The sequence below is a fragment of the Streptococcus pneumoniae genome (assembly GCF_001457635.1).
GTDB classification, from domain to species: domain Bacteria; phylum Bacillota; class Bacilli; order Lactobacillales; family Streptococcaceae; genus Streptococcus; species Streptococcus pneumoniae.
The window spans coordinates 523,984-547,926 of the sequence record NZ_LN831051.1; the positions used below are offsets into that span (position 1 = coordinate 523,984).

The 23,943-nt window shown below is 39.1% G+C and carries 22 protein-coding genes and 2 pseudogenes; 21 read left to right on the forward strand and 3 right to left on the reverse strand.

Translation table 11 applies throughout. From position 1 onward, the window contains the following. Positions 1–44: 44 nt before the first annotated feature. Together tsf and tnpB are read left to right on the forward strand one after the other, a co-directional pair. Positions 45–1,085 (forward strand): translation elongation factor Ts, encoded by a 1,041-nt coding sequence (gene tsf / locus AT689_RS02820; RefSeq protein ID WP_000808063.1) that lies wholly within the window; start codon positions 45–47, stop codon positions 1,083–1,085. A 245-nt stretch (positions 1,086–1,330) separates the two neighbouring features. Further along, complete coding sequence (gene tnpB / locus AT689_RS02825) at positions 1,331–1,618, forward strand: IS66 family insertion sequence element accessory protein TnpB (protein WP_000973412.1); 288 nt, start codon at positions 1,331–1,333, stop codon at positions 1,616–1,618. A 190-nt stretch (positions 1,619–1,808) separates the two neighbouring features. Here the strand turns inward: tnpB and AT689_RS12380 are convergent. Further along, positions 1,809–2,080 (reverse strand): annotated as a pseudogene (locus AT689_RS12380) (transposase); the annotation flags it as partial. Here AT689_RS12380 and AT689_RS02835 point away from each other — a divergent pair. Further along, positions 2,080–2,430 (forward strand): annotated as a pseudogene (locus AT689_RS02835) (IS66 family transposase); the annotation flags it as partial. The pseudogenes AT689_RS12380 and AT689_RS02835 overlap by 1 nt on opposite strands. A 238-nt stretch (positions 2,431–2,668) precedes the next feature. On the opposite strand, the gene cysK reads toward AT689_RS02835, so the two are convergent. Next, complete coding sequence (gene cysK, locus AT689_RS02840; protein ID WP_000029860.1) at positions 2,669–3,589, reverse strand: cysteine synthase A; 921 nt, start codon at positions 3,587–3,589, stop codon at positions 2,669–2,671. 284 nt (positions 3,590–3,873) lie between these two features. Continuing rightward, positions 3,874–4,509, reverse strand: a complete 636-nt coding sequence (locus AT689_RS02845; RefSeq protein WP_000395739.1) for a YigZ family protein — start codon at positions 4,507–4,509, stop codon at positions 3,874–3,876. Positions 4,510–4,564: 55 nt separating this feature from the next. On the opposite strand from AT689_RS02845, the gene AT689_RS02850 reads away from it, so the two are divergent. The 18 genes from AT689_RS02850 to pspC all read left to right on the forward strand — a co-directional run bounded on the left by AT689_RS02850 (position 4,565) and on the right by pspC (position 23,741). Beyond that, on the forward strand, positions 4,565–5,863 hold the full coding sequence (locus AT689_RS02850) for a DEAD/DEAH box helicase (protein WP_000867601.1): 1,299 nt from the start codon (positions 4,565–4,567) through the stop codon (positions 5,861–5,863). Then, positions 5,860–6,522 carry a ComF family protein gene (locus tag AT689_RS02855; RefSeq protein WP_000649975.1) on the forward strand — a complete coding sequence of 221 codons (663 nt, stop codon included), beginning with the start codon at positions 5,860–5,862 and terminating at the stop codon, positions 6,520–6,522. Before AT689_RS02850 ends, AT689_RS02855 begins: the two co-directional genes overlap by 4 nt. A 79-nt stretch (positions 6,523–6,601) precedes the next feature. Continuing rightward, positions 6,602–7,150: a ribosome hibernation-promoting factor, HPF/YfiA family gene (gene hpf / locus AT689_RS02860; protein WP_000599104.1), complete on the forward strand. Its 549-nt coding sequence runs from the start codon at positions 6,602–6,604 to the stop codon at positions 7,148–7,150. A gap of 135 nt (positions 7,151–7,285) precedes the next feature. After that, positions 7,286–9,259, forward strand: a complete 1,974-nt coding sequence (locus AT689_RS02865) for a DHH family phosphoesterase (RefSeq protein WP_000715109.1) — start codon at positions 7,286–7,288, stop codon at positions 9,257–9,259. Continuing rightward, positions 9,256–9,708 carry a 50S ribosomal protein L9 gene (rplI, locus tag AT689_RS02870; RefSeq protein ID WP_000864220.1) on the forward strand — a complete coding sequence of 151 codons (453 nt, stop codon included), beginning with the start codon at positions 9,256–9,258 and terminating at the stop codon, positions 9,706–9,708. Before AT689_RS02865 ends, rplI begins: the two co-directional genes overlap by 4 nt. A 43-nt stretch (positions 9,709–9,751) precedes the next feature. After that, positions 9,752–11,104, forward strand: a complete 1,353-nt coding sequence (gene dnaB / locus AT689_RS02875) for a replicative DNA helicase (protein ID WP_000852486.1) — start codon at positions 9,752–9,754, stop codon at positions 11,102–11,104. 1 nt (position 11,105) lies between these two features. Continuing rightward, on the forward strand, positions 11,106–11,372 hold the full coding sequence (locus AT689_RS02880; RefSeq protein ID WP_001278167.1) for a Veg family protein: 267 nt from the start codon (positions 11,106–11,108) through the stop codon (positions 11,370–11,372). 88 nt (positions 11,373–11,460) lie between these two features. Beyond that, positions 11,461–12,807 (forward strand): choline binding-anchored murein hydrolase CbpD, encoded by a 1,347-nt coding sequence (gene cbpD / locus AT689_RS02885; RefSeq protein WP_000698574.1) that lies wholly within the window; start codon positions 11,461–11,463, stop codon positions 12,805–12,807. Between the two features lie 255 nt (positions 12,808–13,062). Then, positions 13,063–13,353: a thiamine-binding protein gene (locus tag AT689_RS02890; protein WP_000647664.1), complete on the forward strand. Its 291-nt coding sequence runs from the start codon at positions 13,063–13,065 to the stop codon at positions 13,351–13,353. Continuing rightward, positions 13,316–14,074, forward strand: coding sequence for an ABC transporter permease (locus tag AT689_RS02895; protein ID WP_001245132.1), 759 nt, complete (start codon positions 13,316–13,318; stop codon positions 14,072–14,074). Before AT689_RS02890 ends, AT689_RS02895 begins: the two co-directional genes overlap by 38 nt. A 37-nt stretch (positions 14,075–14,111) precedes the next feature. Next, entirely contained in the window at positions 14,112–15,119 is a 1,008-nt protein-coding gene (locus tag AT689_RS02900) for an ABC transporter substrate-binding protein (RefSeq protein WP_000754546.1), read from the forward strand. Continuing rightward, the gene (locus AT689_RS02905; RefSeq protein WP_000136224.1) at positions 15,119–15,847 is read left to right on the forward strand and encodes an ABC transporter ATP-binding protein; all 729 of its coding nucleotides are present in this window, start codon (positions 15,119–15,121) and stop codon (positions 15,845–15,847) included. Before AT689_RS02900 ends, AT689_RS02905 begins: the two co-directional genes overlap by 1 nt. Positions 15,848–15,965: 118 nt before the next feature. Beyond that, positions 15,966–16,424, forward strand: coding sequence for a CtsR family transcriptional regulator (locus tag AT689_RS02910; protein WP_001211273.1), 459 nt, complete (start codon positions 15,966–15,968; stop codon positions 16,422–16,424). Between the two features lies 1 nt (position 16,425). Further along, a complete protein-coding gene (locus AT689_RS02915) occupies positions 16,426–18,858 on the forward strand; it encodes an ATP-dependent Clp protease ATP-binding subunit (RefSeq protein ID WP_001109654.1) in 2,433 nt (810 codons plus the stop codon). A gap of 641 nt (positions 18,859–19,499) precedes the next feature. Further along, the gene (gene rr06 / locus AT689_RS02925; RefSeq protein WP_001024075.1) at positions 19,500–20,153 is read left to right on the forward strand and encodes a two-component system response regulator RR06; all 654 of its coding nucleotides are present in this window, start codon (positions 19,500–19,502) and stop codon (positions 20,151–20,153) included. Next, complete coding sequence (gene hk06, locus AT689_RS02930; RefSeq protein WP_000594650.1) at positions 20,150–21,481, forward strand: two-component system sensor histidine kinase HK06; 1,332 nt, start codon at positions 20,150–20,152, stop codon at positions 21,479–21,481. Before rr06 ends, hk06 begins: the two co-directional genes overlap by 4 nt. Before the next feature lie 82 nt (positions 21,482–21,563). After that, complete coding sequence (locus AT689_RS02935; protein ID WP_000241918.1) at positions 21,564–22,091, forward strand: isoprenylcysteine carboxyl methyltransferase family protein; 528 nt, start codon at positions 21,564–21,566, stop codon at positions 22,089–22,091. A 78-nt stretch (positions 22,092–22,169) separates the two neighbouring features. Further along, positions 22,170–23,741, forward strand: a complete 1,572-nt coding sequence (gene pspC / locus AT689_RS02940) for a pneumococcal surface protein PspC, choline-binding form (protein ID WP_000458177.1) — start codon at positions 22,170–22,172, stop codon at positions 23,739–23,741. Positions 23,742–23,943: the final 202 nt, after the last annotated feature.

Below are 23,943 nucleotides of genomic sequence, written 5' to 3' on the forward strand. Positions count from 1 at the left end.
CTTAGCCCGGCTCTCCTATTTTCAAAAAATATAGGAGAATTAAAATGGCAGAAATTACAGCTAAACTTGTAAAAGAGTTGCGTGAAAAATCTGGTGCCGGTGTTATGGACGCTAAAAAAGCGCTTGTAGAAACAGACGGTGACATCGAAAAAGCGATTGAATTGCTTCGTGAAAAAGGTATGGCTAAGGCAGCTAAGAAAGCTGACCGTGTTGCTGCAGAAGGTTTGACTGGTGTTTATGTTAACGGTAATGTTGCAGCAGTTATTGAAGTAAACGCTGAAACTGACTTCGTTGCAAAAAACGCTCAATTCGTTGAATTGGTAAATACTACAGCTAAAGTCATTGCTGAAGGAAAACCTGCTAATAATGAAGAAGCTCTTGCTTTGATAATGCCTTCAGGTGAAACTCTTGAAGCTGCATACGTATCTGCAACAGCAACTATCGGAGAGAAAATCTCATTCCGTCGCTTTGCATTGATTGAAAAAACAGACGCACAACACTTTGGAGCATACCAACATAACGGTGGACGTATCGGTGTTATTTCAGTTGTTGAAGGTGGAGACGAAGCACTTGCTAAACAATTGTCAATGCACATCGCAGCGATGAAACCAACAGTTCTTTCTTACAAAGAATTGGATGAGCAATTCGTTAAAGATGAGTTGGCACAATTGAATCACGTTATCGACCAAGACAACGAAAGCCGTGCAATGGTTAATAAACCAGCTCTTCCACACTTGAAGTATGGATCAAAAGCTCAATTAACTGATGATGTTATTGCTCAAGCTGAAGCTGACATCAAAGCTGAATTGGCTGCAGAAGGCAAACCAGAAAAAATCTGGGACAAAATTATCCCAGGTAAAATGGATCGCTTCATGCTTGATAATACTAAAGTTGACCAAGCTTACACACTTCTTGCACAAGTTTACATCATGGATGACAGCAAGACAGTTGAAGCATACCTTGAATCAGTTAACGCTTCGGTAGTTGAGTTTGCTCGCTTTGAAGTTGGTGAAGGTATCGAGAAAGCTGCAAACGACTTCGAAGCTGAAGTTGCAGCTACAATGGCAGCAGCCTTGAATAACTAATAATAGAAAGGAAGCAATTTGCTTCCTTTTTTGTATAGGGCTTATATTTTTCCTGAAATTGTTTTTCCCCCAGTCTCACTCGATTAGAATAATTAAAACAAAAAGCCCTATAATAAGGGCTAAGTGCATTTAGGAGACTATACTTCAAATTCATAGTAAGCGCGTCATAACAAGGTATCTATCCTAATTCCCCAACTTCCAGTATACTAGATAAAAAATAATTATCGGAGGAAAGGTATTGTACTATGATGATTCAACTAAGTGATTTAGGTCAAGTTCACATTGTTTGTGGCAAGACAGATATGAGGCAGGGAATAGACTCATTAGCCTATGTAGTTAAAACCCACTTTGAATTGGATTCTTTCTCCGGTCAAGTCTTTCTCTTTTGTGGTGGACGTAAAGACCGCTTTAAAGTCCTTTACTGGGATGGTCAAGGATTTTGGCTACTATATAAACGCTTTGAGAACGGAAAACTGACTTGGCTAAGTACAGAAAAGGATGTCAAAGCTCTCGCACCTGAACAAGTAGACTAGCTTATGAAGGGCTTTTCTATCACTCCAAAAATATAGTAGATTGAAACTAGAATAGTACACCTCTGCTTCTAAAACATTGTTAGAAATCGATTTGACTGTCCTGATCGATTTGTCCTGTTCTTATTTCATTTTACTATAAATCCATCAGAAAGTCGTGATTTCTATTGAAATGAGGACTTTCTTTTTACACTCATCTGCTTTCAAAAAGCATTCTAGTCCGTCTCCGATTAACGATGGACTTTATCACCTCCTTCTCTAGTCCTTGTATGACATCTTCCAAAGTTCGAAAGGCTTTATTCTTAAATCCACGTTTACGAATCTCTTTCCACACTTGTTCAATGGGTTCATCTCTGGTGTGTATGGAGGAATAAAGGTAAAACCAATATTAGTCGGAATCTTTAAGGTACTTGATTTATGCCATATAGCATTGTCCATAACGAGTAAAAAATAATCATCTGGATGCTCCTATTCCTAAAGCCCCTTTAGCGCATAGCTTTGGCTCAGCTTCTATTATCGCTCACATCATCCATCAGAAGTTTAATCTGAAGGTACCCAATTATCGCCAAGAAGAAGATTGGGCTAGGATGGGTTTACCAATCACACGTAAGGAAATCTCTAATCGGCATATCAAGACGAGTCAATACTATTTGGAGCCCCTTTATAACCTCTTGCGAGAGAGACTATTGACTCAGCCCTTACTTCATGCGGATGAAACTTCTTATAGGGTGCTAGAGAGTGATAGTCAGCTGACTTACTATTGGACTTTTTTGTCTGGGAAAGCTGAGAAACAAGGGATTACGCTTTACCATCATGTCCTAATCGATTTGTTCATATCTTATTTCAATCCATTATAAATAGTGAGAAATATCTATCCTATCTTCTAGAATGTCTTCCAAACGTGGAAACTCTCGTAAACAAAGAGGTTTTAGAGGCCTATTTACCATGGACTAAAGTTGTACAAGAAAAGTGCAAATAAGAAATCTCCAGATTAGGAACTATCCGTGAGTTCTCTAGTCTGGAGATTTTTCAATAGACTTCGTTATTGGACGGTTACAATTCATAAAGTGCTGTAGAGAGATAACGTTCACCGTTATCTGGTGCTAGGGCAAGGACTTTTTTACCTGTACCTAATTTTTTGGCAACCTCGATGGCTCCGTAGATAGCTGCAGCTGAGGAAATCCCTACAAGGAAGCCTTCTTTTCCACCAATTTCACGTCCGAGTGCAAGAGCGTCATCTGATGTTACACGAACGATACCATCATAGGCTTTAGTATCAAGTGTATCAGGAATAAATCCAGCTGAGATACCTTGAATTTTGTGAGGACCAGGTTTTTCACCAGATAGAATAGCAGATTCATCTGCTTCTACTGCAAAAACTTGAATGTTAGAATTTTCTGATTTGAGTGCATGAGAAACACCAGAAATCGTTCCACCAGTACCTACTCCAGCAACAAAGGCATCTAATCCATCTTTACCGAAAGCAGCTAGTATCTCAGCTCCTGTTGTTCTTTCGTGTACTTCTGGATTAGCTGGATTGTCAAATTGAAGAGGAAGGAAACCATCACGTTCAGCAGCGATTTCTTGAGCCTTAGCAATAGCACCTTTCATTCCCTCGCTACCAGGAGTTAGGACGAGTTCAGCACCATAAGCTTGGATAATTTTACGTCGTTCTACACTCATAGTTTCAGGCATAACGATGACGACTTTATACCCTTTAGCAGCACCTACCCATGAAAGTCCAATACCGGTGTTTCCACTTGTTGCTTCAACAATAGTAGAACCAAGTTTCAGAATACCATCTTGTTCAGCTTTTTCAATCATGCTAAGGGCAATACGGTCTTTTACAGATGAACCAGGATTAAATGCTTCAAGCTTTATATAGACGTCTGCAGCACCTTCTGGCACGATGTTGTTAAGTTTAACAATCGGTGTTTGACCGATTAATTCAGTAATGTTGTTATAAATAGACATATGAATACCTCTTTGTATAAGATATCTTTAGTATAACGCTATCCATACCATTTGTAAAATATAGAAATCCTATCGAAGCGATAGGATTTCTATATATCATAGATCAAAGTCATTAATTTTCAAGTGATTGCGTTCAGTTAATTCTAGTAAATAGGTGTGAAGGAAAACGATATCAGGTTTCGTTTGAATTGCTTCATTTTCTAGTATATTTTGGTACGCATCTTTTTATTTTGCTCGCTAAAGTAGTTGTGAGAATGTCAACGAAACGCTGTATTATTCATTGTTTACACTAAGTTTACAGGAACTTCAACCTCTCGTAAACCTTGGTCAGTTAAAGTGACTTTTCCATTAAAAAACTCCACAAGTGCAGCTTTAATAGTTTCTTTTTCTTCTTTATCAACATAAATCATCGTATCGACTTGATCTGTAAAGTTTGTATCCAGCTCCATGAGATCATGTTCTTTAAGGAAGTTACTGTACTCTTGGTACTGAGCATAAGACATTTGAATAGCAATGCCAGCCTGTTCTTTTATTTCAATAATACCAATTTCTTTGACAGCTAAGGCGACACTGCCGGCGTAAGCACGAATTAGTCCTCCAGCGCCTAGTTTAATACCACCAAAGTAGCGTGTCACGACCACACAGACATTGGTGAGATTGTGATTTTCTAGTACCCCAAGCATGGGAACACCAGCAGTACCACTAGGCTCACCATCATCACTTGTACGTTTAATTTCACTACGTTCTCCAATAATAAAGGCAGAGCAGTTATGTGTCGCTTTGTAGTGTTCTTTTTTGATGGCAGTAATGAAGTCACGAGCCTCTTCTTCGCTATAAACACGCTTGGCATGGCAGATAAAGCGAGATTTTTTGATTTCTTCTTGGACTTGGCCGTCCTCTTTAATTGTCCTAAATTCCATGATTTAATTGTACTAAAAAATCATCTAAAGTGCTAGTTTTTACGAATAAAGAAGTATGAAAGTAAATTTAGATTATCTCGGTCGTTTATTTACTGAGAATGAATTAACAGAAGAAGAACGTCAGTTGGCGGAGAAACTTCCAGCAATGAGAAAGGAGAAGGGGAAACTTTTCTGTCAACGTTGTAATAGTACTATTCTAGAAGAATGGTATTTGCCCATCGGTGCTTACTATTGTCGAGAGTGCTTGCTGATGAAGCGAGTCAGAAGTGATCAAACTTTATACTATTTTCCGCAGGAGGATTTTCCGAAGCAAGATGTTCTCAAATGGCGCGGCCAATTAACTCCTTTTCAAGAGAAGGTGTCAGAGGGACTGCTTCAAGCAGTAGACAAGCAAAAGCCAACCTTAGTTCATGCGGTAACAGGAGCTGGAAAGACAGAAATGATTTATCAAGTAGTGGCTAAAGTGATCAATGCGGGTGGTGCAGTGTGTTTGGCTAGTCCTCGCATAGATGTTTGTTTGGAGCTGTACAAGCGCCTGCAACAGGATTTTTCTTGCGGAATAGCTTTGCTACATGGAGAATCGGAACCTTATTTTCGAACACCACTAGTTGTTGCAACAACCCATCAGTTATTGAAGTTTTATCAAGCTTTTGATTTGCTGATAGTGGATGAAGTAGATGCTTTTCCTTATGTTGATAATCCCATGCTTTACCACGCTGTCAAGAATAGTGTAAAGGAGAATGGATTGAGAATCTTTTTAACAGCGACTTCGACCAATGAGTTAGATAAAAAGGTCCGTTTAGGAGAACTAAAAAGACTGAATTTACCGAGACGGTTTCATGGAAATCCGTTGATTATTCCAAAACCAATTTGGTTATCGGATTTTAATCGCTACTTAGACAAGAATCGTTTGTCACCAAAGTTAAAGTCCTATATTGAGAAGCAGAGAAAGACAGCTTATCCGTTACTCATTTTTGCTTCAGAAATTAAGAAAGGGGAGCAGTTAGCAGAAATCTTACAGGAGCAATTTCCAAATGAGAAAATTGGCTTTGTATCTTCTGTAACAGAGGATCGATTAGAGCAAGTACAAGCTTTTCGAGATGGAGAACTGACAATACTTATCAGTACGACAATCTTGGAGCGTGGAGTTACCTTCCCTTGTGTGGATGTTTTCGTAGTAGAGGCCAATCATCGTTTGTTTACCAAGTCTAGTTTGATTCAGATTGGTGGACGAGTTGGACGAAGCATGGATAGACCGACAGGAGATTTGCTTTTCTTCCATGATGGGTTAAATGCTTCAATCAAGAAGGCGATTAAGGAAATTCAGATGATGAATAAGGAGGCTGGTCTATGAAGTGCTTGTTATGTGGGCAGACTATGAAGACTGTTTTAACTTTTAGTAGTCTCTTACTTCTGAGGAATGATGACTCTTGTCTTTGTTCAGACTGTGATTCTACTTTTGAAAGAATTGGGGAAGAGAACTGTCCAAATTGTATGAAAACAGAGTTGTCAACAAAGTGTCAAGATTGTCAACTTTGGTGTAAAGAAGGAGTTGGAGTCAGTCATAGAGCGATTTTTACTTACAATCAAGCTATGAAGGATTTTTTCAGTCGGTATAAGTTTGATGGAGACTTCCTGTTAAGAAAAGTTTTCGCTTCATTTTTAAGTGAGGAGTTGAAAAAGTACAAAGAGTATCAATTTGTTGTAATTCCCCTAAGTCCTGATAGATATGCTAATAGAGGATTTAATCAGGTTGAGGGCTTGGTAGAGGTAGCAGGCTTTGAGTATCTAGATTTATTAGAGAAAAGAGAAGAGAGAGCCAGTTCTTCTAAAAATCGTTCAGAGCGCTTGGGGACAGAACTTCCTTTCTTTATTAAAAGTGGAGTCACTATTCCTAAAAAAATCCTACTTATAGATGATATCTATACTACAGGAGCAACTATAAATCGTGTTAAGAAACTGTTGGAAGAAGCCGGTGCTAAGGATGTAAAAACATTTTCCCTTGTAAGATGAGGAAAAAATTTGCAAAAATAGAATGAAAGCGTTATAATAAAATCATAAAAACAAAAATGTTTAGAAAGAAGGTACTCATATGATTAAATATAGTATCCGTGGTGAAAACCTAGAAGTAACAGAAGCAATTCGTGATTATGTAGTTTCTAAACTCGAAAAGATCGAAAAGTACTTCCAACCAGAACAAGAGTTGGATGCCCGAATTAACTTAAAAGTTTATCGTGAAAAAACGGCTAAAGTGGAAGTAACGATTCCGCTTGGATCTATTACTCTCCGCGCAGAAGATGTATCTCAAGATATGTATGGTTCAATTGACCTTGTAACTGATAAAATTGAACGTCAGATTCGTAAAAATAAAACAAAAATCGAGCGTAAAAATAAAAATAAGGTAGCAACTGGTCAATTATTTACAGATGCTTTGGTGGAAGATTCAAATATTGTCCAGTCTAAAGTTGTTCGTTCAAAACAAATTGATTTAAAACCAATGGATTTGGAAGAAGCAATTCTACAAATGGATTTATTGGGGCATGATTTCTTTATCTATGTGGATGTTGAAGATCAGACAACCAATGTGATTTATCGTCGTGAGGATGGCGAAATTGGTTTGTTAGAGGTTAAAGAATCTTAATTTCAATATGTGTAAAGGTAGGTTTACTGAATTGTAAACTACCTTTTTCTTATAATTGATAGAATTACTGATTACACTTTTAAAAAGTCGCTTTTTGAGGGGTATTATGGTATAATGGGTGCCAAGAGGTTTTGAATGAAAAAATTTTATGTAAGTCCAATTTTTCCTATTCTAGTAGGATTGATTGCGTTTGGAGTCTTATCCACTTTCATTATTTTTGTTAATAATAATCTGTTGACGGTTTTAATTTTGTTTCTTTTTGTAGGAGGCTATGTTTTTTTATTTAAGAAACTGAGAGTGCATTATACAAGGAGTGATGTAGAACAGATACAGTATGTAAACCACCAAGCGGAAGAAAGTTTGACAGCTCTATTGGAACAGATGCCTGTAGGTGTTATGAAATTGAATTTATCTTCTGGAGAGGTTGAGTGGTTTAATCCCTATGCTGAATTGATTTTGACCAAGGAAGATGGTGATTTTGATTTAGAAGCTGTTCAAACGATTATCAAGGCTTCAGTAGGAAATCCGTCTACTTATGCCAAGCTTGGTGAGAAGCGTTATGCTGTTCATATGGATGCTTCTTCCGGTGTTTTGTATTTTGTAGATGTATCCAGGGAACAAGCCATAACAGATGAATTGGTAACAAGTCGACCAGTGATTGGGATTGTCTCTGTGGATAATTATGATGATTTGGAGGATGCAACTTCTGAGTCAGATATTAGTCAAATCAATAGTTTTGTAGCTAATTTTATATCAGAGTTTTCAGAAAAATACATGATGTTTTCTCGTCGGGTAAGTATGGATCGATTTTATCTATTTACTGACTACACGGTGCTTGAGGGCTTGATGAATGATAAATTTTCTGTTATTGATGCTTTCAGAGAAGAGTCGAAACAGAGACAGTTGCCCTTGACTTTAAGTATGGGATTTTCTTATGGCGATGGAAATCATGATGAGATAGGGAAAGTTGCTTTGCTCAATTTGAACTTGGCTGAAGTACGTGGTGGCGACCAGGTGGTTGTTAAGGAAAACGACGAAACGAAAAATCCAGTTTATTTTGGTGGTGGGTCTGCTGCTTCAATCAAGCGTACACGGACTCGTACGCGCGCTATGATGACAGCTATTTCAGATAAGATTCGGAGTGTAGATCAGGTTTTTGTAGTCGGTCACAAAAATTTAGACATGGATGCTTTGGGCTCTGCTGTAGGTATGCAGTTGTTCGCCAGCAATGTGATTGAAAATAGCTATGCTCTTTATGATGAAGAACAAATGTCTCCAGATATTGAACGAGCTGTTTCATTCATAGAAAAAGAAGGAGTTACGAAGTTGTTGTCTGTTAAGGATGCAATGGGGATGGTGACCAATCGTTCTTTGTTGATTCTTGTAGACCATTCAAAGACAGCCTTAACATTATCAAAAGAATTTTATGATTTATTTACCCAAACCATTGTTATTGACCACCATAGAAGGGATCAGGATTTTCCAGATAATGCAGTCATTACTTATATCGAAAGTGGTGCAAGTAGTGCCAGTGAGTTGGTAACGGAATTGATTCAGTTCCAGAATTCTAAGAAAAATCGTTTGAGTCGTATGCAAGCAAGTGTTTTGATGGCTGGTATGATGTTGGATACTAAAAATTTCACCTCGCGAGTAACTAGTCGGACATTTGATGTTGCTAGCTATCTCAGAACGCGCGGAAGTGATAGTATTGCTATCCAGGAAATTGCTGCGACAGATTTTGAAGAATATCGTGAGGTTAATGAACTTATTTTACAGGGGTGTAAATTAGGTTCAGATGTACTAATAGCAGAGGCTAAGGACACGAAATGCTATGATACAGTTGTTATTAGTAAGGCAGCAGATGCCATGTTAGCCATGTCAGGTATTGAAGCGAGTTTTGTTCTTGCGAAGAATACACAAGGATTTATCTCTATCTCAGCTCGAAGTCGTAGTAAACTGAATGTACAACGGATTATGGAAGAGTTAGGCGGTGGAGGCCACTTTAATTTGGCAGCAGCTCAAATTAAAGATGTAACCTTGTCAGAAGCAGGTGAAAAACTGACAGAAATTGTATTAAATGAAATAAAGGAAAAGGAGAAAGAAGAATGAAAGTAATCTTTTTAGCAGATGTTAAAGGAAAAGGTAAAAAAGGCGAAATTAAGGAAGTACCAACAGGGTATGCGCAAAACTTTCTTATCAAAAAGAATCTAGCCAAAGAAGCGACTGCTCAAGCTGTAGGTGAACTTCGTGGTAAACAAAAATCGGAAGAAAAAGCTCACGCTGAGATGATTGCAGAAGGAAAAGCAATTAAAGCACAACTTGAAGCAGAAGAAACTGTTGTAGAATTTGTTGAAAAAGTTGGTCCAGATGGTCGTACCTTTGGTTCTATTACCAATAAGAAGATTGCAGAAGAATTGCAAAAGCAATTTGGAATTAAGATTGATAAACGTCATATTCAAGTACAAGCTCCGATTCGAGCGGTTGGTTTGATTGATGTGCCAGTGAAAATCTATCAAGATATCACAAGTGTAATCAATCTTCGTGTGAAAGAAGGATAAGTTTACACCTTCTTGACAAGATTGTAAAAGGAAGGGAAGTCTGATGGCAGAAGTAGAAGAGTTACGAGTACAACCTCAAGATATCTTAGCTGAGCAATCCGTTTTAGGGGCTATCTTTATTGATGAGAGTAAACTTGTTTTTGTGCGAGAATACATTGAGTCTCGGGACTTTTTTAAGTATGCCCATCGTTTGATTTTCCAAGCCATGGTCGATTTATCCGATCGTGGTGATGCCATAGATGCAACAACGGTTCGTACTATCCTTGATAATCAAGGTGATTTACAGAATATTGGTGGCTTGTCTTACTTGGTTGAGATTGTTAATTCTGTGCCAACTTCTGCTAATGCGGAGTATTATGCTAAGATTGTTGCAGAAAAAGCAATGCTACGTCGTTTAATTGCCAAGTTGACAGAGTCTGTCAACCAAGCTTACGAAGCGTCACAACCAGCTGATGAAATTATTGCTCAGGCAGAAAAAGGGTTGATTGATGTCAGTGAAAATGCAAATCGAAGCGGGTTTAAGAACATTCGAGATGTGTTGAATCTCAACTTTGGAAATCTGGAAGCTCGCTCGCAACAAACGACCGATATTACAGGTATTGCGACAGGTTATCGTGATTTGGATCATATGACAACAGGACTTCATGAGGAGGAGTTGATTATCTTAGCAGCTCGTCCAGCAGTTGGTAAGACAGCATTTGCCTTGAATATCGCTCAGAATATTGGGACTAAGTTGGACAAAACGGTTGCTATTTTTTCACTCGAAATGGGTGCGGAAAGCTTGGTAGACCGTATGTTAGCTGCAGAAGGCTTGGTGGAGTCACATTCTATCCGTACAGGGCAATTGACAGATGAGGAGTGGCAAAAATATACTATTGCTCAGGGTAATCTAGCTAACGCCAGTATCTATATCGATGATACGCCAGGTATTCGGATTACAGAGATTCGTTCTCGTTCTCGTAAATTGGCTCAAGAAACTGGAAATCTTGGTTTGATTTTGATAGACTATTTGCAACTTATCACGGGAACTGGTCGAGAAAATCGTCAACAAGAAGTTTCTGAAATTTCTCGTCAGTTGAAAATACTAGCCAAGGAATTGAAGGTTCCAGTAATCGCTCTGAGTCAGCTTTCTCGTGGTGTAGAACAACGTCAGGACAAGAGACCGGTCTTGTCTGATATTCGTGAATCTGGGTCTATTGAGCAGGACGCTGATATCGTAGCTTTTCTCTATCGCGATGACTACTATGAACGTGGTGGTGAAGAAGAGGAGGGTATCCCAAATAATAAGGTGGAAGTTATTATCGAGAAAAACCGTAGTGGAGCTCGTGGAACAGTGGAATTGATTTTCCAAAAAGAATACAATAAATTTTCAAGTATCTCAAAGAGGGAGGCATAAGATGTCAGATGCATTTACAGATGTAGCCAAGATGAAAAAAATCAAAGAAGAAATCAAGGCACATGAGGGACAAGTCGTAGAAATGACTTTGGAGAATGGTCGTAAGCGCCAAAAAAATAGATTGGGTAAGCTAATTGAAGTTTATCCATCCCTATTTATTGTGGAGTTTGGGGATGTGGAAGGAGATAAACAAGTTAATGTTTACGTTGAATCCTTTACTTACTCAGATATTCTTACAGAAAAGAATTTGATTCATTATCTTGACTAAAGTGAGAAATTTTCTCACTTTTTCTTTTTTCTCCGAATAATTTAGGTGAAGGCAATCATCGCTTTATATTATTTTTTAAGGAGGAAGAATGAAAATTTTACCGTTTATAGCAAGAGGAACAAGTTATTACTTGAAGATGTCAGTTAAAAAGCTTGTTCCTTTTTTAGTAGTAGGATTGATGCTAGCAGCTGGTGATAGTGTCTATGCCTATTCCAGAGGAAATGGATCGATTGCGCGTGGGGATGATTATCCTGCTTATTATAAAAATGGGAGCCAGGAGATTGATCAGTGGCGCATGTATTCTCGTCAGTGTACTTCTTTTGTAGCCTTTCGTTTGAGTAATGTCAATGGTTTTGAAATTCCGGCAGCTTATGGAAATGCGAATGAATGGGGACATCGTGCTCGTCGGGAAGGTTATCGTGTAGATAATACACCGACGATTGGTTCCATTACTTGGTCTACTGCAGGAACTTATGGTCATGTTGCCTGGGTGTCAAATGTAATGGGAGATCAGATTGAGATTGAGGAATATAACTATGGTTATACAGAATCCTATAATAAACGAGTTATAAAAGCAAACACGATGACAGGATTTATTCATTTTAAAGATTTGGATAGTGGCAGTGTTGGGAATAGTCAATCCTCAGCTTCAACAGGCGGAACTCATTATTTTAAGACCAAGTCTGCTATTAAAACTGAACCCCTAGTTAGTGCAACTGTGATTGATTACTATTATCCTGGGGAGAAGGTTCATTATGATCAGATACTTGAAAAAGACGGCTATAAGTGGTTGAGTTATACTGCCTATAATGGAAGCTATCGTTATGTTCAATTGGAGGCTGTGAATAAAAATCCTCTAGGTAATTCTGTTCTTTCTTCAACAGGAGGAACTCATTATTTTAAGATCAAGTCTGCTATTAAAACTGAACCCCTAGTTAGTGCAACTGTGATTGATTACTATTATCCTGGAGAGAAGGTTCATTATGATCAGATACTTGAAAAAGACGGCTATAAGTGGTTGAGTTATACGGCTTATAACGGAAGTCGTCGCTATATACAGCTAGAGGGAGTGACTTCTTCACAAAATTATCAGAATCAATCAGGAAATATCTCTAGCTATGGATCCAATAATAGTTCAACTGTCGGTTGGAAGAAAATAAATGGTAGTTGGTATCATTTCAAATCAAATGGTTCTAAATCAACAGGATGGCTGAAAGACGGTTCTAGCTGGTATTATTTGAAATTATCTGGTGAAATGCAGACAGGATGGTTAAAGGAGAATGGCTCGTGGTATTATCTGGGTAGTTCAGGGGCAATGAAAACAGGCTGGTACCAGGTCTCTGGTAAGTGGTATTATTCTTACTCTTCAGGCGCCTTAGCTATTAATACGACGGTGGATGGCTACAGAGTAAACAGTGATGGAGAACGAGTATAGAAAATTGGAGTAGGAGAAATTTCCTGCTCTTTTCTGTAAGCAGTTTCCTTGACATTTTTCTTATTTTGCGCTATCATATATACATATAATATATGGGAGTCTGTGTACAGTCTGAGAGGAAGTGTTAAACTTCGACCGCACCTGATCTGGGTAATGCCAGCGGAGGGAACGATACTTAGTCTAATTTTGCACCTTTTCCATGTATGGTAAAGGTTTTTCTTTTTTTTAAAAGGAAAACGAGAAGAGGAGGTTCTTATGAAAGCAAGCATTGCCTTGCAAGTTTTACCCCTAGCACAGGGGATTGATCGGATAGCTGTTATTGATCAGGTCATTGCTTATCTGCAAACTCAAGAAGTGACGATGGTAGTGACACCATTTGAAACGGTCTTGGAAGGGGAGTTTGATGAGCTTATGCGCATTCTAAAAGAAGCGCTGGAAGTGGCAGTGCAGGAGGCAGACAATGTCTTTGCCAATGTCAAAATAAATGTAGGAGAGATTTTAAGTATTGATGAGAAACTTGAAAAGTATACTGAGACGACACATTAGTCTATTGGGCTTTCTCGGAGTATTGTCAATCTGGCAGTTAGCAGGTTTTCTTAAACTTCTCCCCAAGTTTATCCTGCCGACACCTCTTGAAATTCTCCAGCCCTTTGTTCGTGACAGAGAATTTCTCTGGCACCATAGCTGGGCGACCTTGAGAGTGGCTTTACTGGGGCTGATTTTGGGAGTTTTGATTGCCTGTCTTATGGCTGTGCTCATGGATAGTTTGACTTGGCTCAATGACCTGATTTACCCTATGATGGTGGTCATTCAGACCATTCCGACCATTGCCATAGCTCCTATCCTGGTCTTGTGGCTGGGTTATGGGATTTTGCCCAAGATTGTCTTGATTATCTTAACAACAACCTTTCCCATCATCGTTAGTATTTTGGACGGTTTTAGGCATTGTGACAAGGATATGCTGACTTTGTTTAGTCTGATGCGAGCAAACCCTTGGCAAATCCTGTGGCATTTTAAAATCCCGGTTAGCCTGCCTTACTTTTATGCAGGTCTGAGGGTCAGTGTCTCCTACGCCTTTATCACAACTGTGGTATCTGAGTGGTTGGGAGGTTTTGAAGGTCTTGGTGTTTATATGATTCAGTCTAAAAAACTGTTTCAGTATGATACCATGTTTGCCATTATTATTCTGGTGTCGATTATCAGTCTTTTGGGTATGAAGCTGGTCGATATCAGTGAAAAATATGTGATTAAATGGAAACGTACTTAAAATAGAGCGTTTTTGAAAAAGAAAAGAGGAAATCAAAATGAAGAAAACATGGAAAGTGTTTTTAACGCTTGTAACAGCTCTTGTAGCTGTTGTGCTTGTGGCCTGTGGTCAAGGAACTGCTTCTAAAGACAACAAAGAGGCAGAACTTAAGAAGGTTGACTTTATCCTAGACTGGACACCAAATACCAACCACACAGGGCTTTATGTTGCCAAGGAAAAAGGTTATTTCAAAGAAGCTGGAGTGGATGTTGATTTGAAATTGCCACCAGAAGAAAGTTCTTCTGACTTGGTTATCAACGGAAAGGCACCATTTGCAGTGTATTTCCAAGACTACATGGCTAAGAAATTGGAAAAAGGAGCAGGAATCACTGCCGTTGCAGCTATTGTTGAACACAATACATCAGGAATCATCTCTCGTAAATCTGATAATGTAAGCAGTCCAAAAGACTTGGTTGGTAAGAAATATGGGACATGGAATGACCCAACTGAACTTGCTATGTTGAAAACCTTGGTAGAATCTCAAGGTGGAGACTTTGAGAAGGTTGAAAAAGTACCAAATAACGACTCAAACTCAATCACACCGATTGCCAATGGCGTCTTTGATACTGCTTGGATTTACTACGGTTGGGATGGTATCCTTGCTAAATCTCAAGGTGTAGATGCTAACTTCATGTACTTGAAAGACTATGTCAAGGAGTTTGACTACTATTCACCAGTTATCATCGCAAACAACGACTATCTGAAAGATAACAAAGAAGAAGCTCGCAAAGTCATCCAAGCCATCAAAAAAGGCTACCAATATGCCATGGAACATCCAGAAGAAGCTGCAGATATTCTCATCAAGAATGCACCTGAACTCAAGGAAAAACGTGACTTTGTCATCGAATCTCAAAAATACTTGTCAAAAGAATACGCAAGCGACAAGGAAAAATGGGGTCAATTTGACGCAGCTCGCTGGAATGCTTTCTATAAATGGGATAAAGAAAATGGTATCCTTAAAGAAGACTTGACAGACAAAGGCTTCACCAACGAATTTGTGAAATAATGACAGAAATTAGACTAGAGCACGTCAGTTATGCCTATGGTCAGGAGAGGATTTTAGAGGATATCAACCTACAGGTGACTTCAGGCGAAGTGGTTTCCATCCTAGGCCCAAGTGGTGTTGGAAAGACCACCCTCTTTAATCTAATCGCTGGGATTTTAGAAGTTCAGTCAGGGAGAATTGTCCTTGATGGTGAAGAAAATCCCAAGGGGCGCGTGAGTTATATGTTGCAAAAGGATCTGCTCTTGGAGCACAAGACGGTGCTTGGAAATATCATTCTGCCCCTCTTGATTCAAAAGGTGGATAAGGCAGAAGCTATTTCCCGAGCGGATAAAATTCTTGCGACCTTCCAGCTGACAGCTGTAAGAGACAAGTATCCTCATGAACTTAGCGGTGGGATGCGCCAGCGTGTAGCCTTACTCCGGACCTACCTTTTTGGGCACAAGCTCTTTCTCTTAGATGAGGCCTTTAGCGCCTTGGATGAGATGACAAAGATGGAACTCCACGCTTGGTATCTTGAGATTCACAAGCAGTTGCAGCTAACAACCCTGATCATCACGCATAGTATTGAGGAGGCCCTCAATCTCAGCGACCGCATCTATATCTTGAAAAATCGCCCTGGGCAGATTGTTTCAGAAATTAAACTAGATTGGTCTGAAGATGAGGACAAGGAAGTCCAAAAGATTGCCTACAAACGTCAAATCTTGGCAGAATTAGGCTTAGATAAGTAGAAAAATAGGGAGTTGGTGAAGATTATCCTTTACCAGCGCCCTTTTTCTTTTAAAAATGAGAAAATTTCGGTATAATAGTCAAACAAGGTCAAGGTTTAAAGAGAGAGGTGGGTTTGTTATGAGATTTAAAAATACATCGGATCATATTGAGGCCTACATCAAGGCGATTTTAGATCAATCTGGTATCGTGGAGTTGCAACGGAGTCAGTTGGCAGATACCTTTCAGGTTGTTCCTAGTCAGATTAACTACGTGATCAAGACACGCTTTACGGAAAGTAGAGGCTACTTGGTTGAAAGTAAGCGTGGTGGTGGAGGCTACATTCGTATAGGACGAATTGAGTTTTCTAGTCATCATGAAATGCTCCGGGAGCTGCTTTACTCGATTGGTGAGCGAGTCAGTCAAGAAATTTATGAGGATATTCTCCAGCTTTTGGTTGAGCAGGAATTGATGACCAAGCAGGAGATGAATTTGCTAGAATCAGTAGCTTTGGATCGCGTTTTAGGAGAAGAAGCTCCAGTTGTTCGAGCAAACATGCTACGTCAGATCATACAAGAGGTAGATAGAAAAGGGAAGTAAGATGAACTATTCAAAAGCATTGAATGAATGTATCGAAAGTGCCTACATGGTTGCTGGACATTTTGGAGCTCGTTATCTAGAGTCTTGGCACTTGTTGATTGCCATGTCTAATCACAGTTATAGTGTAGCAGGGGCAACTTTAAATGATTATCCGTATGAGCTGGACCGTTTAGAAGAGGTGGCTTTGGAACTGACTGAAACGGACTATAGCCAGGATGAAACTTTTACGGAATTGCCGTTCTCCCGTCGTTTGCAGATTCTTTTTGACGAAGCAGAGTATGTAGCGTCAGTGGTCCATGCTAAGGTGCTAGGGACAGAGCACGTCCTCTATGCGATTTTGCATGATGGCAATGCCTTGGCGACTCGTATCTTGGAGAGGGCTGGTTTTTCTTATGAAGACAAGAAAGATCAGGTCAAGATTGCTGCTCTTCGTCGAAATTTAGAAGAACGGGCAGGCTGGACTCGTGAAGATCTCAAGGCTTTACGCCAACGCCATCGTACAGTAGCTGACAAGCAAAATTCTATGGCCAATATGATGGGCATGCCGCAGACTCCTAGTGGTGGTCTCGAGGACTATACGCATGATTTGACAGAGCAAGCGTGTTCTGGCAAGTTAGAACCAGTCATCGGTCGGGACAAGGAAATCTCACGTATGATTCAAATCTTGAGCCGGAAGACTAAGAACAACCCTGTCTTGGTTGGGGATGCTGGTGTCGGGAAAACAGCTCTGGCGCTTGGTCTTGCTCAGCGTATTGCTAGTGGTGACGTGCCTGCGGAAATGGCTAAGATGCGCGTGTTAGAACTTGATTTGATGAATGTCGTTGCAGGGACACGCTTCCGTGGTGACTTTGAAGAACGCATGAATAATATCATCAAGGATATTGAAGAAGATGGCCAAGTCATCCTCTTTATCGATGAACTCCACACCATCATGGGTTCTGGTAGCGGGATTGATTCGACTCTGGATGCGGCCAATATCTTGAAACCAGCCTTGGCGCGTGGAACTTTGAGAACGGTTGGTGCCACCACTCAGGAAGAATATCAAAAACATATCGAAAAAGATGCGGCTCTTTCTCGTCGTTTCGCTAAAGTGACGATTGAAGAACCAAGTGTGGCAGATAGTATGACTATTTTACAAGGTTTGAAGGCGACTTATGAGAAACATCACCGTGTACAAATCACAGATGAAGCGGTTGAAACAGCGGTTAAGATGGCTCATCGTTATTTAACCAGTCGTCACTTGCCAGACTCTGCTATCGACCTCTTGGACGAAGCAGCAGCAACAGTGCAAAATAAGGTAAAGTATGTAAAAGCAGACGATTCAGATTTGAGTCCAGCTGATAAGGCCCTGATGGATGGCAAGTGGAAACAGGCAGCCCAGCTAATCGCAAAAGAAGAGGAAGTACCTGTCTACAAAGACTTGGTGACAGAGTCTGATATTTTGACCACCTTGAGTCGCTTGTCAGGAATCCCAGTTCAAAAACTGACTCAAACGGATGCTAAGAAGTATCTAAATCTTGAAGCAGAACTCCATAAACGTGTCATCGGTCAAGATCAAGCTGTTTCAAGCATTAGTCGTGCGATTCGCCGTAATCAGTCAGGAATTCGCAGTCACAAGCGTCCGATCGGTTCCTTTATGTTCCTAGGACCCACAGGTGTCGGTAAGACCGAGTTGGCCAAGGCTTTGGCAGAAGTTCTCTTTGATGACGAATCAGCCCTTATCCGCTTTGATATGAGTGAGTATATGGAGAAATTCGCAGCCAGCCGTCTAAATGGAGCTCCTCCAGGCTATGTGGGTTACGAAGAAGGTGGAGAGTTGACAGAGAAGGTTCGCAATAAACCCTATTCCGTTCTCCTCTTTGATGAGGTAGAGAAGGCCCACCCAGATATCTTTAATGTTCTCTTGCAAGTTCTGGATGACGGTGTTTTGACAGATAGCAAGGGACGCAAGGTCGATTTTTCAAATACCATTATCATTATGACATCGAACCTAGGTGCGACTGCCCTTCGTGATGATAAGACTGTTGGTTTTGGGGCTAAGGATATTCGTTTTGACCAGGAAAATATGGAAAAACGCATGTTTGAAGAACTGAAAAAAGCTTATAGACCGGAATTCATCAACCGTATTGATGAGAAGGTGGTCTTCCATAGCCTATCTAGTGACCATATGCAGGAAGTGGTGAAGATTATGGTCAAGCCTTTAGTGGCAAGTTTGGCTGAAAAAGGCATTGACTTGAAATTACAAGCTTCAGCTCTGAAATTGTTAGCAAATCAAGGATATGACCCAGAGATGGGAGCTCGCCCACTTCGCAGAACCCTGCAAACAGAAGTGGAGGACAAGTTGGCAGAACTTCTTCTTAAGGGAGATTTAGTGGCAGGCAGCACACTTAAGATTGGTGTCAAAGCAGGCCAGTTAAAATTTGATATTGCATAAAAGAATAAAAGTATCAGCATCTGACCATAAGTCACAGTGGAGTGAAACTCAATGAAAATCAAAGAGCAAACTAGGCAGCTAGCCGCAGGTTGCTCAAAACACTGGTTTGAGGTTGCAGATAGAGCTGACGTGGTTTGAAGAGATTTTCGAAGAGTATGAAACTAAAACCTATAGCTTCTAAACGATCCGTGGTTTTCACCATTCAACACAAAATTCATATGTTTATTACCCTCCGTCGTATTTGTCTTAGAGCGTGTGTAGTAGAAAAAGAGCAGTCTTATCTGAAATTTTTATTCTTTCAAAAGAGACCTGTTTCTTTTTTGCATGTCAAATCCGTTCTAGCTGGTATTTGAAAAATCAAACTAATATTCAATGAAAATCAAAGAACAAACTAGGCAGCTAGCCACAGGTTGCTCAAAACACTGTTTTTAGATTGTAGATAGAGCTGACGTGGTTTGAAGAGATTTTCGAAGAGTATAAGCTGCAAGATGAATGATTTTCTTGTATTGACGTTGTTGTTGACAAAAAGTAGCGGATAAATGAAATCCATTCCATTATCATAGATGATAGGCTGGTAGGAAATTTTCAAATAGCATACAGGAAATAGATGTATGGAGTTCTGGTAGTAGAAAGGGAGAGAGATGAACATTTTAGTTGCAGATGACGAGGAAATGATTAGAGAAGGAATTGCAGCATTTCTGACAGAAGAGGGTTATCATGTCATTATGGCTAAGGATGGACAAGAGGTCTTGGAAAAATTTCAAGATCTCCCTATCCATCTCATGGTACTGGATTTAATGATGCCTAGGAAGAGTGGTTTTGAAGTGTTAAAAGAAATCAATCAAAAGCACGATATTCCTGTCATCGTCTTGAGTGCTCTGGGAGATGAAACTACTCAGTCACAGGTATTTGATCTCTATGCTGATGATCATGTGACAAAACCTTTTTCTTTGGTACTGCTTGTCAAGCGTATTAAGGCGCTTATCAGACGTTACTACGTCATAGAGGATATTTGGCGATATCAGGATGTAACAGTGGATTTTACCTCTTACAAAGCACATTATAAAAATGAAGAAATTGATCTCAAACCAAAGGAATTACTGGTACTAAAGTGTTTGATTCAGCATAAAAATCAAGTTTTAAGTAGAGAGCAGATATTGGAAGAAATTTCAAAAGATGTAGCTGATTTACCTTGTGATAGGGTCGTTGATGTCTATATTCGTACTCTTCGCAAAAAATTAGCTTTAGATTGTATCGTGACTGTGAAAAATGTTGGGTATAAGATTAGCTTATGATAAAAAATCCTAAATTATTAACCAAGTCTTTTTTAAGAAGTTTTGCAATTCTAGGTGGTGTTGGTCTAGTCATTCATATAGCTATTTATTTGACCTTTCCTTTTTATTATATTCAACTGGAGGGGGAAAAGTTTAATGAGAGCGCAAGAGTGTTTACGGAGTATTTAAAGACTAAGACATCTGATGAAATTCCAAGCTTACTCCAGTCTTATTCAAAGTCCTTGACCATATCTGCTCACCTTAAAAGAGATATTGTAGATAAGCGGCTCCCTCTTGTGCATGACTTGGATATTAAAGATGGAAAGCTATCAAATTATATCGTGATGTTAGATATGTCTGTTAGTACAGCAGATGGTAAACAGGTAACAGTGCAATTTGTTCACGGGGTGGATATCTACAAAGAAGCAAAGAATATTTTGCTTTTGTATCTCCCATATACATTTTTGGTTACAATTGCTTTTTCCTTTGTTTTTTCTTATTTTTATACTAAACGCTTGCTCAATCCTCTTTTTTACATTTCAGAAGTGACTAGTAAAATGCAAGATTTGGATGACAATATTCGTTTTGATGAAAGTAGGAAAGATGAAGTTGGTGAAGTTGGAAAACAGATTAATGGTATGTATGAGCACTTGTTGAAGGTTATTCATGAGTTGGAAAGTCGTAATGAGCAAATTGTAAAATTGCAAAATCAAAAGGTTTCCTTTGTCCGTGGAGCATCACATGAGTTGAAAACCCCTTTAGCCAGTCTTAGAATTATCCTAGAGAATATGCAGCATAATATTGGAGATTACAAAGATCATCCAAAATATATTGCAAAGAGTATAAATAAGATTGACCAGATGAGCCACTTATTAGAAGAAGTACTGGAGTCTTCTAAATTCCAAGAGTGGACAGAGTGTCGTGAGACCTTGACTGTTAAGCCAGTTTTAGTAGATATTTTATCACGTTATCAAGAATTAGCTCATTCAATAGGTGTTACAATTGAAAATCAATTGACAGATGCTACCAGGGTCGTCATGAGTCTTAGGGCATTGGATAAGGTTTTGACAAACTTGATTAGTAATGCAATTAAATATTCAGATAAAAATGGGCGCGTAATCATATCCGAGCAAGATGGCTATCTCTCTATCAAAAATACATGTGCGCCTCTAAGTGACCAAGAACTAGAACATTTATTTGATATATTCTATCATTCTCAAATCGTGACAGATAAGGATGAAAGTTCCGGTTTGGGTCTTTACATTGTGAATAATATTTTAGAAAGCTATCAAATGGACTATAGTTTTCTCCCTTATGAACACGGTATGGAATTTAAGATTAGCTTGTAGACAGATTAGTTTTTTATTAAAGTTCATATAGGGTTAACATAAGTGTGTTATTCTTTGCATAGATAAAAGAAAGGATACTAATATGGTATTAGCGATTATTTTAGTAACATTCTTTATTCGATTGATTTTTTTAAAGCGTTCGATAGAGAATGAGAAACGAATCCTTAGCAATGGCGGGAAAGAATTTGGAGTTGAGAATACAAAACGATTAACTATGGCTCATATTGTTTTTTATCTCTCTTGCTTGGTTGAGGCAATGGTGCACAAGACAATTTTTGATGGCATGGGTATGGTTGGTTTGGTCTTGCTTATTTTTTCTATGCTGATGTTGATGTTGGTGATTCACTTGTTGGGAGATATTTGGACAGTGAAGCTTATGCTTGTCAATAATCACAAATATGTAGATCATATCTTGTTTAGGACAGTAAAACATCCTAATTACTTTTTAAATATTCTTCCTGAGTTGATTGGCTTGACCTTGTTGAGTCATGCTTATGTGACTTTTGTTTTAGTTTTTCCAGTTTATGCAGTTATTTTGTATCGACGAATAGCTGAAGAGGAAAAGCTATTACATGAAGTTATAATCCCAAATGGAAGCATAAAGAGATAAATACAAAATTCGATTTATATACAGTTCATATTGAAGTGATATAGTAAGGTTAAAGAAAAAATATAGAAGGAAATAAACATGTTTGCATCAAAAAGCGAAAGAAAAGTACATTATTCAATTCGTAAATTTAGTATTGGAGTAGCTAGTGTAGTAGTTGCCAGTCTTGTTATGGGGAGTGTGGTTCATGCGACAGAGAACGAGGGAAGTACCCAAGCAGCCACTTTTTCTAATATGGCAAATAAAAGTCAGACAGAACAAGGAGAAATCAATATAGAACGAGATAAGGCAAAGACAGCGGTCAGTGAATATAAAGAAAAAAAAGTGAGTGAGATCTATACAAAATTAGAGAGAGATAGACATAAAGATACTGTAGATCTAGTTAACAAGTTGCAAGAGATTAAGAACGAGTATTTGAATAAAATAGTTCAATCAACCTCAAAAACCGAAATACAGGGACTTATTACAACAAGTCGATCAAAACTAGATGAAGCTGTGTCTAAATATAAAAAGGCCCCATCTTCTTCGTCAAGTTCAGGCTCTTCCACTAAACCGGAAGCTTCAGATACAGCGAAGCCAAACAAGCCGACAGAACTAGAAAAAAAGGTAGCAGAAGCTGAGAAGAAGGTTGAAGAAGCTAAGAAGAAAGCCAAGGATCAAAAAGAAGAAGATTACCGTAACTACCCAACCATTACTTACAAAACGCTTGAACTTGAAATTGCTGAGTCCGATGTGGAAGTTAAAAAAGCGGAGCTTGAACTAGTAAAAGAGGAAGCTAAGGAACCTCGAAACGAGGAAAAAGTTAAGCAAGCAAAAGCGAAAGTTGAGAGTGAAGAAACTGAGGCTACAAGGTTAGAAAAAATCAAGACAGATCGTAAAAAAGCAGAAGAAGAAGCTAAACGAAAAGCAGCAGAAGAAGATAAAGTTAAAGAAAAACCAGCTGAACAACAAGCTGAAGAAGACTATGCTCGTAGATCAGAAGAAGAATATAATCGCTTGACTCAACAGCAACCGCCAAAAACTGAAAAACCAGCACAACCATCTACTCCAAAAACAGGCTGGAAACAAGAAAACGGTATGTGGTACTTCTACAATACTGATGGTTCAATGGCGACAGGATGGCTCCAAAACAATGGCTCATGGTACTACCTCAACAGCAATGGCGCTATGGCGACAGGATGGCTCCAAAACAATGGTTCATGGTACTATCTAAACGCTAATGGTTCAATGGCAACAGGATGGCTCCAAAACAATGGTTCATGGTACTACCTAAACGCTAATGGTTCAATGGCGACAGGATGGCTCCAATACAATGGTTCATGGTACTACCTAAACGCTAATGGTGATATGGCGACAGGATGGCTCCAATACAATGGCTCATGGTACTACCTAAACGCTAATGGTGATATGGCGACAGGATGGCTCCAATACAATGGCTCATGGTACTACCTAAACGCTAATGGTGATATGGCGACAGGTTGGGTGAAAGATGGAGATACCTGGTACTATCTTGAAGCATCAGGTGCTATGAAAGCAAGCCAATGGTTCAAAGTATCAGATAAATGGTACTATGTCAATGGCTCAGGTGCCCTTGCAGTCAACACAACTGTAGATGGCTATGGAGTCAATGCCAATGGTGAATGGGTAAACTAAACCTAATATAACTAGTTAATACTGACTTCCTGTAAGAACTCTTTAAAGTATTCCCTACAAATACCATATCCTTTCAGTAGATAATATACCCTTGTAGGAAGTTTAGATTAAAAAATAACTCTGTAATCTCTAGCCGGATTTATAGCGCTAGAGACTACGGAGTTTTTTTGATGAGGAAAGAATGGCGGCATTCAAGAGGCTC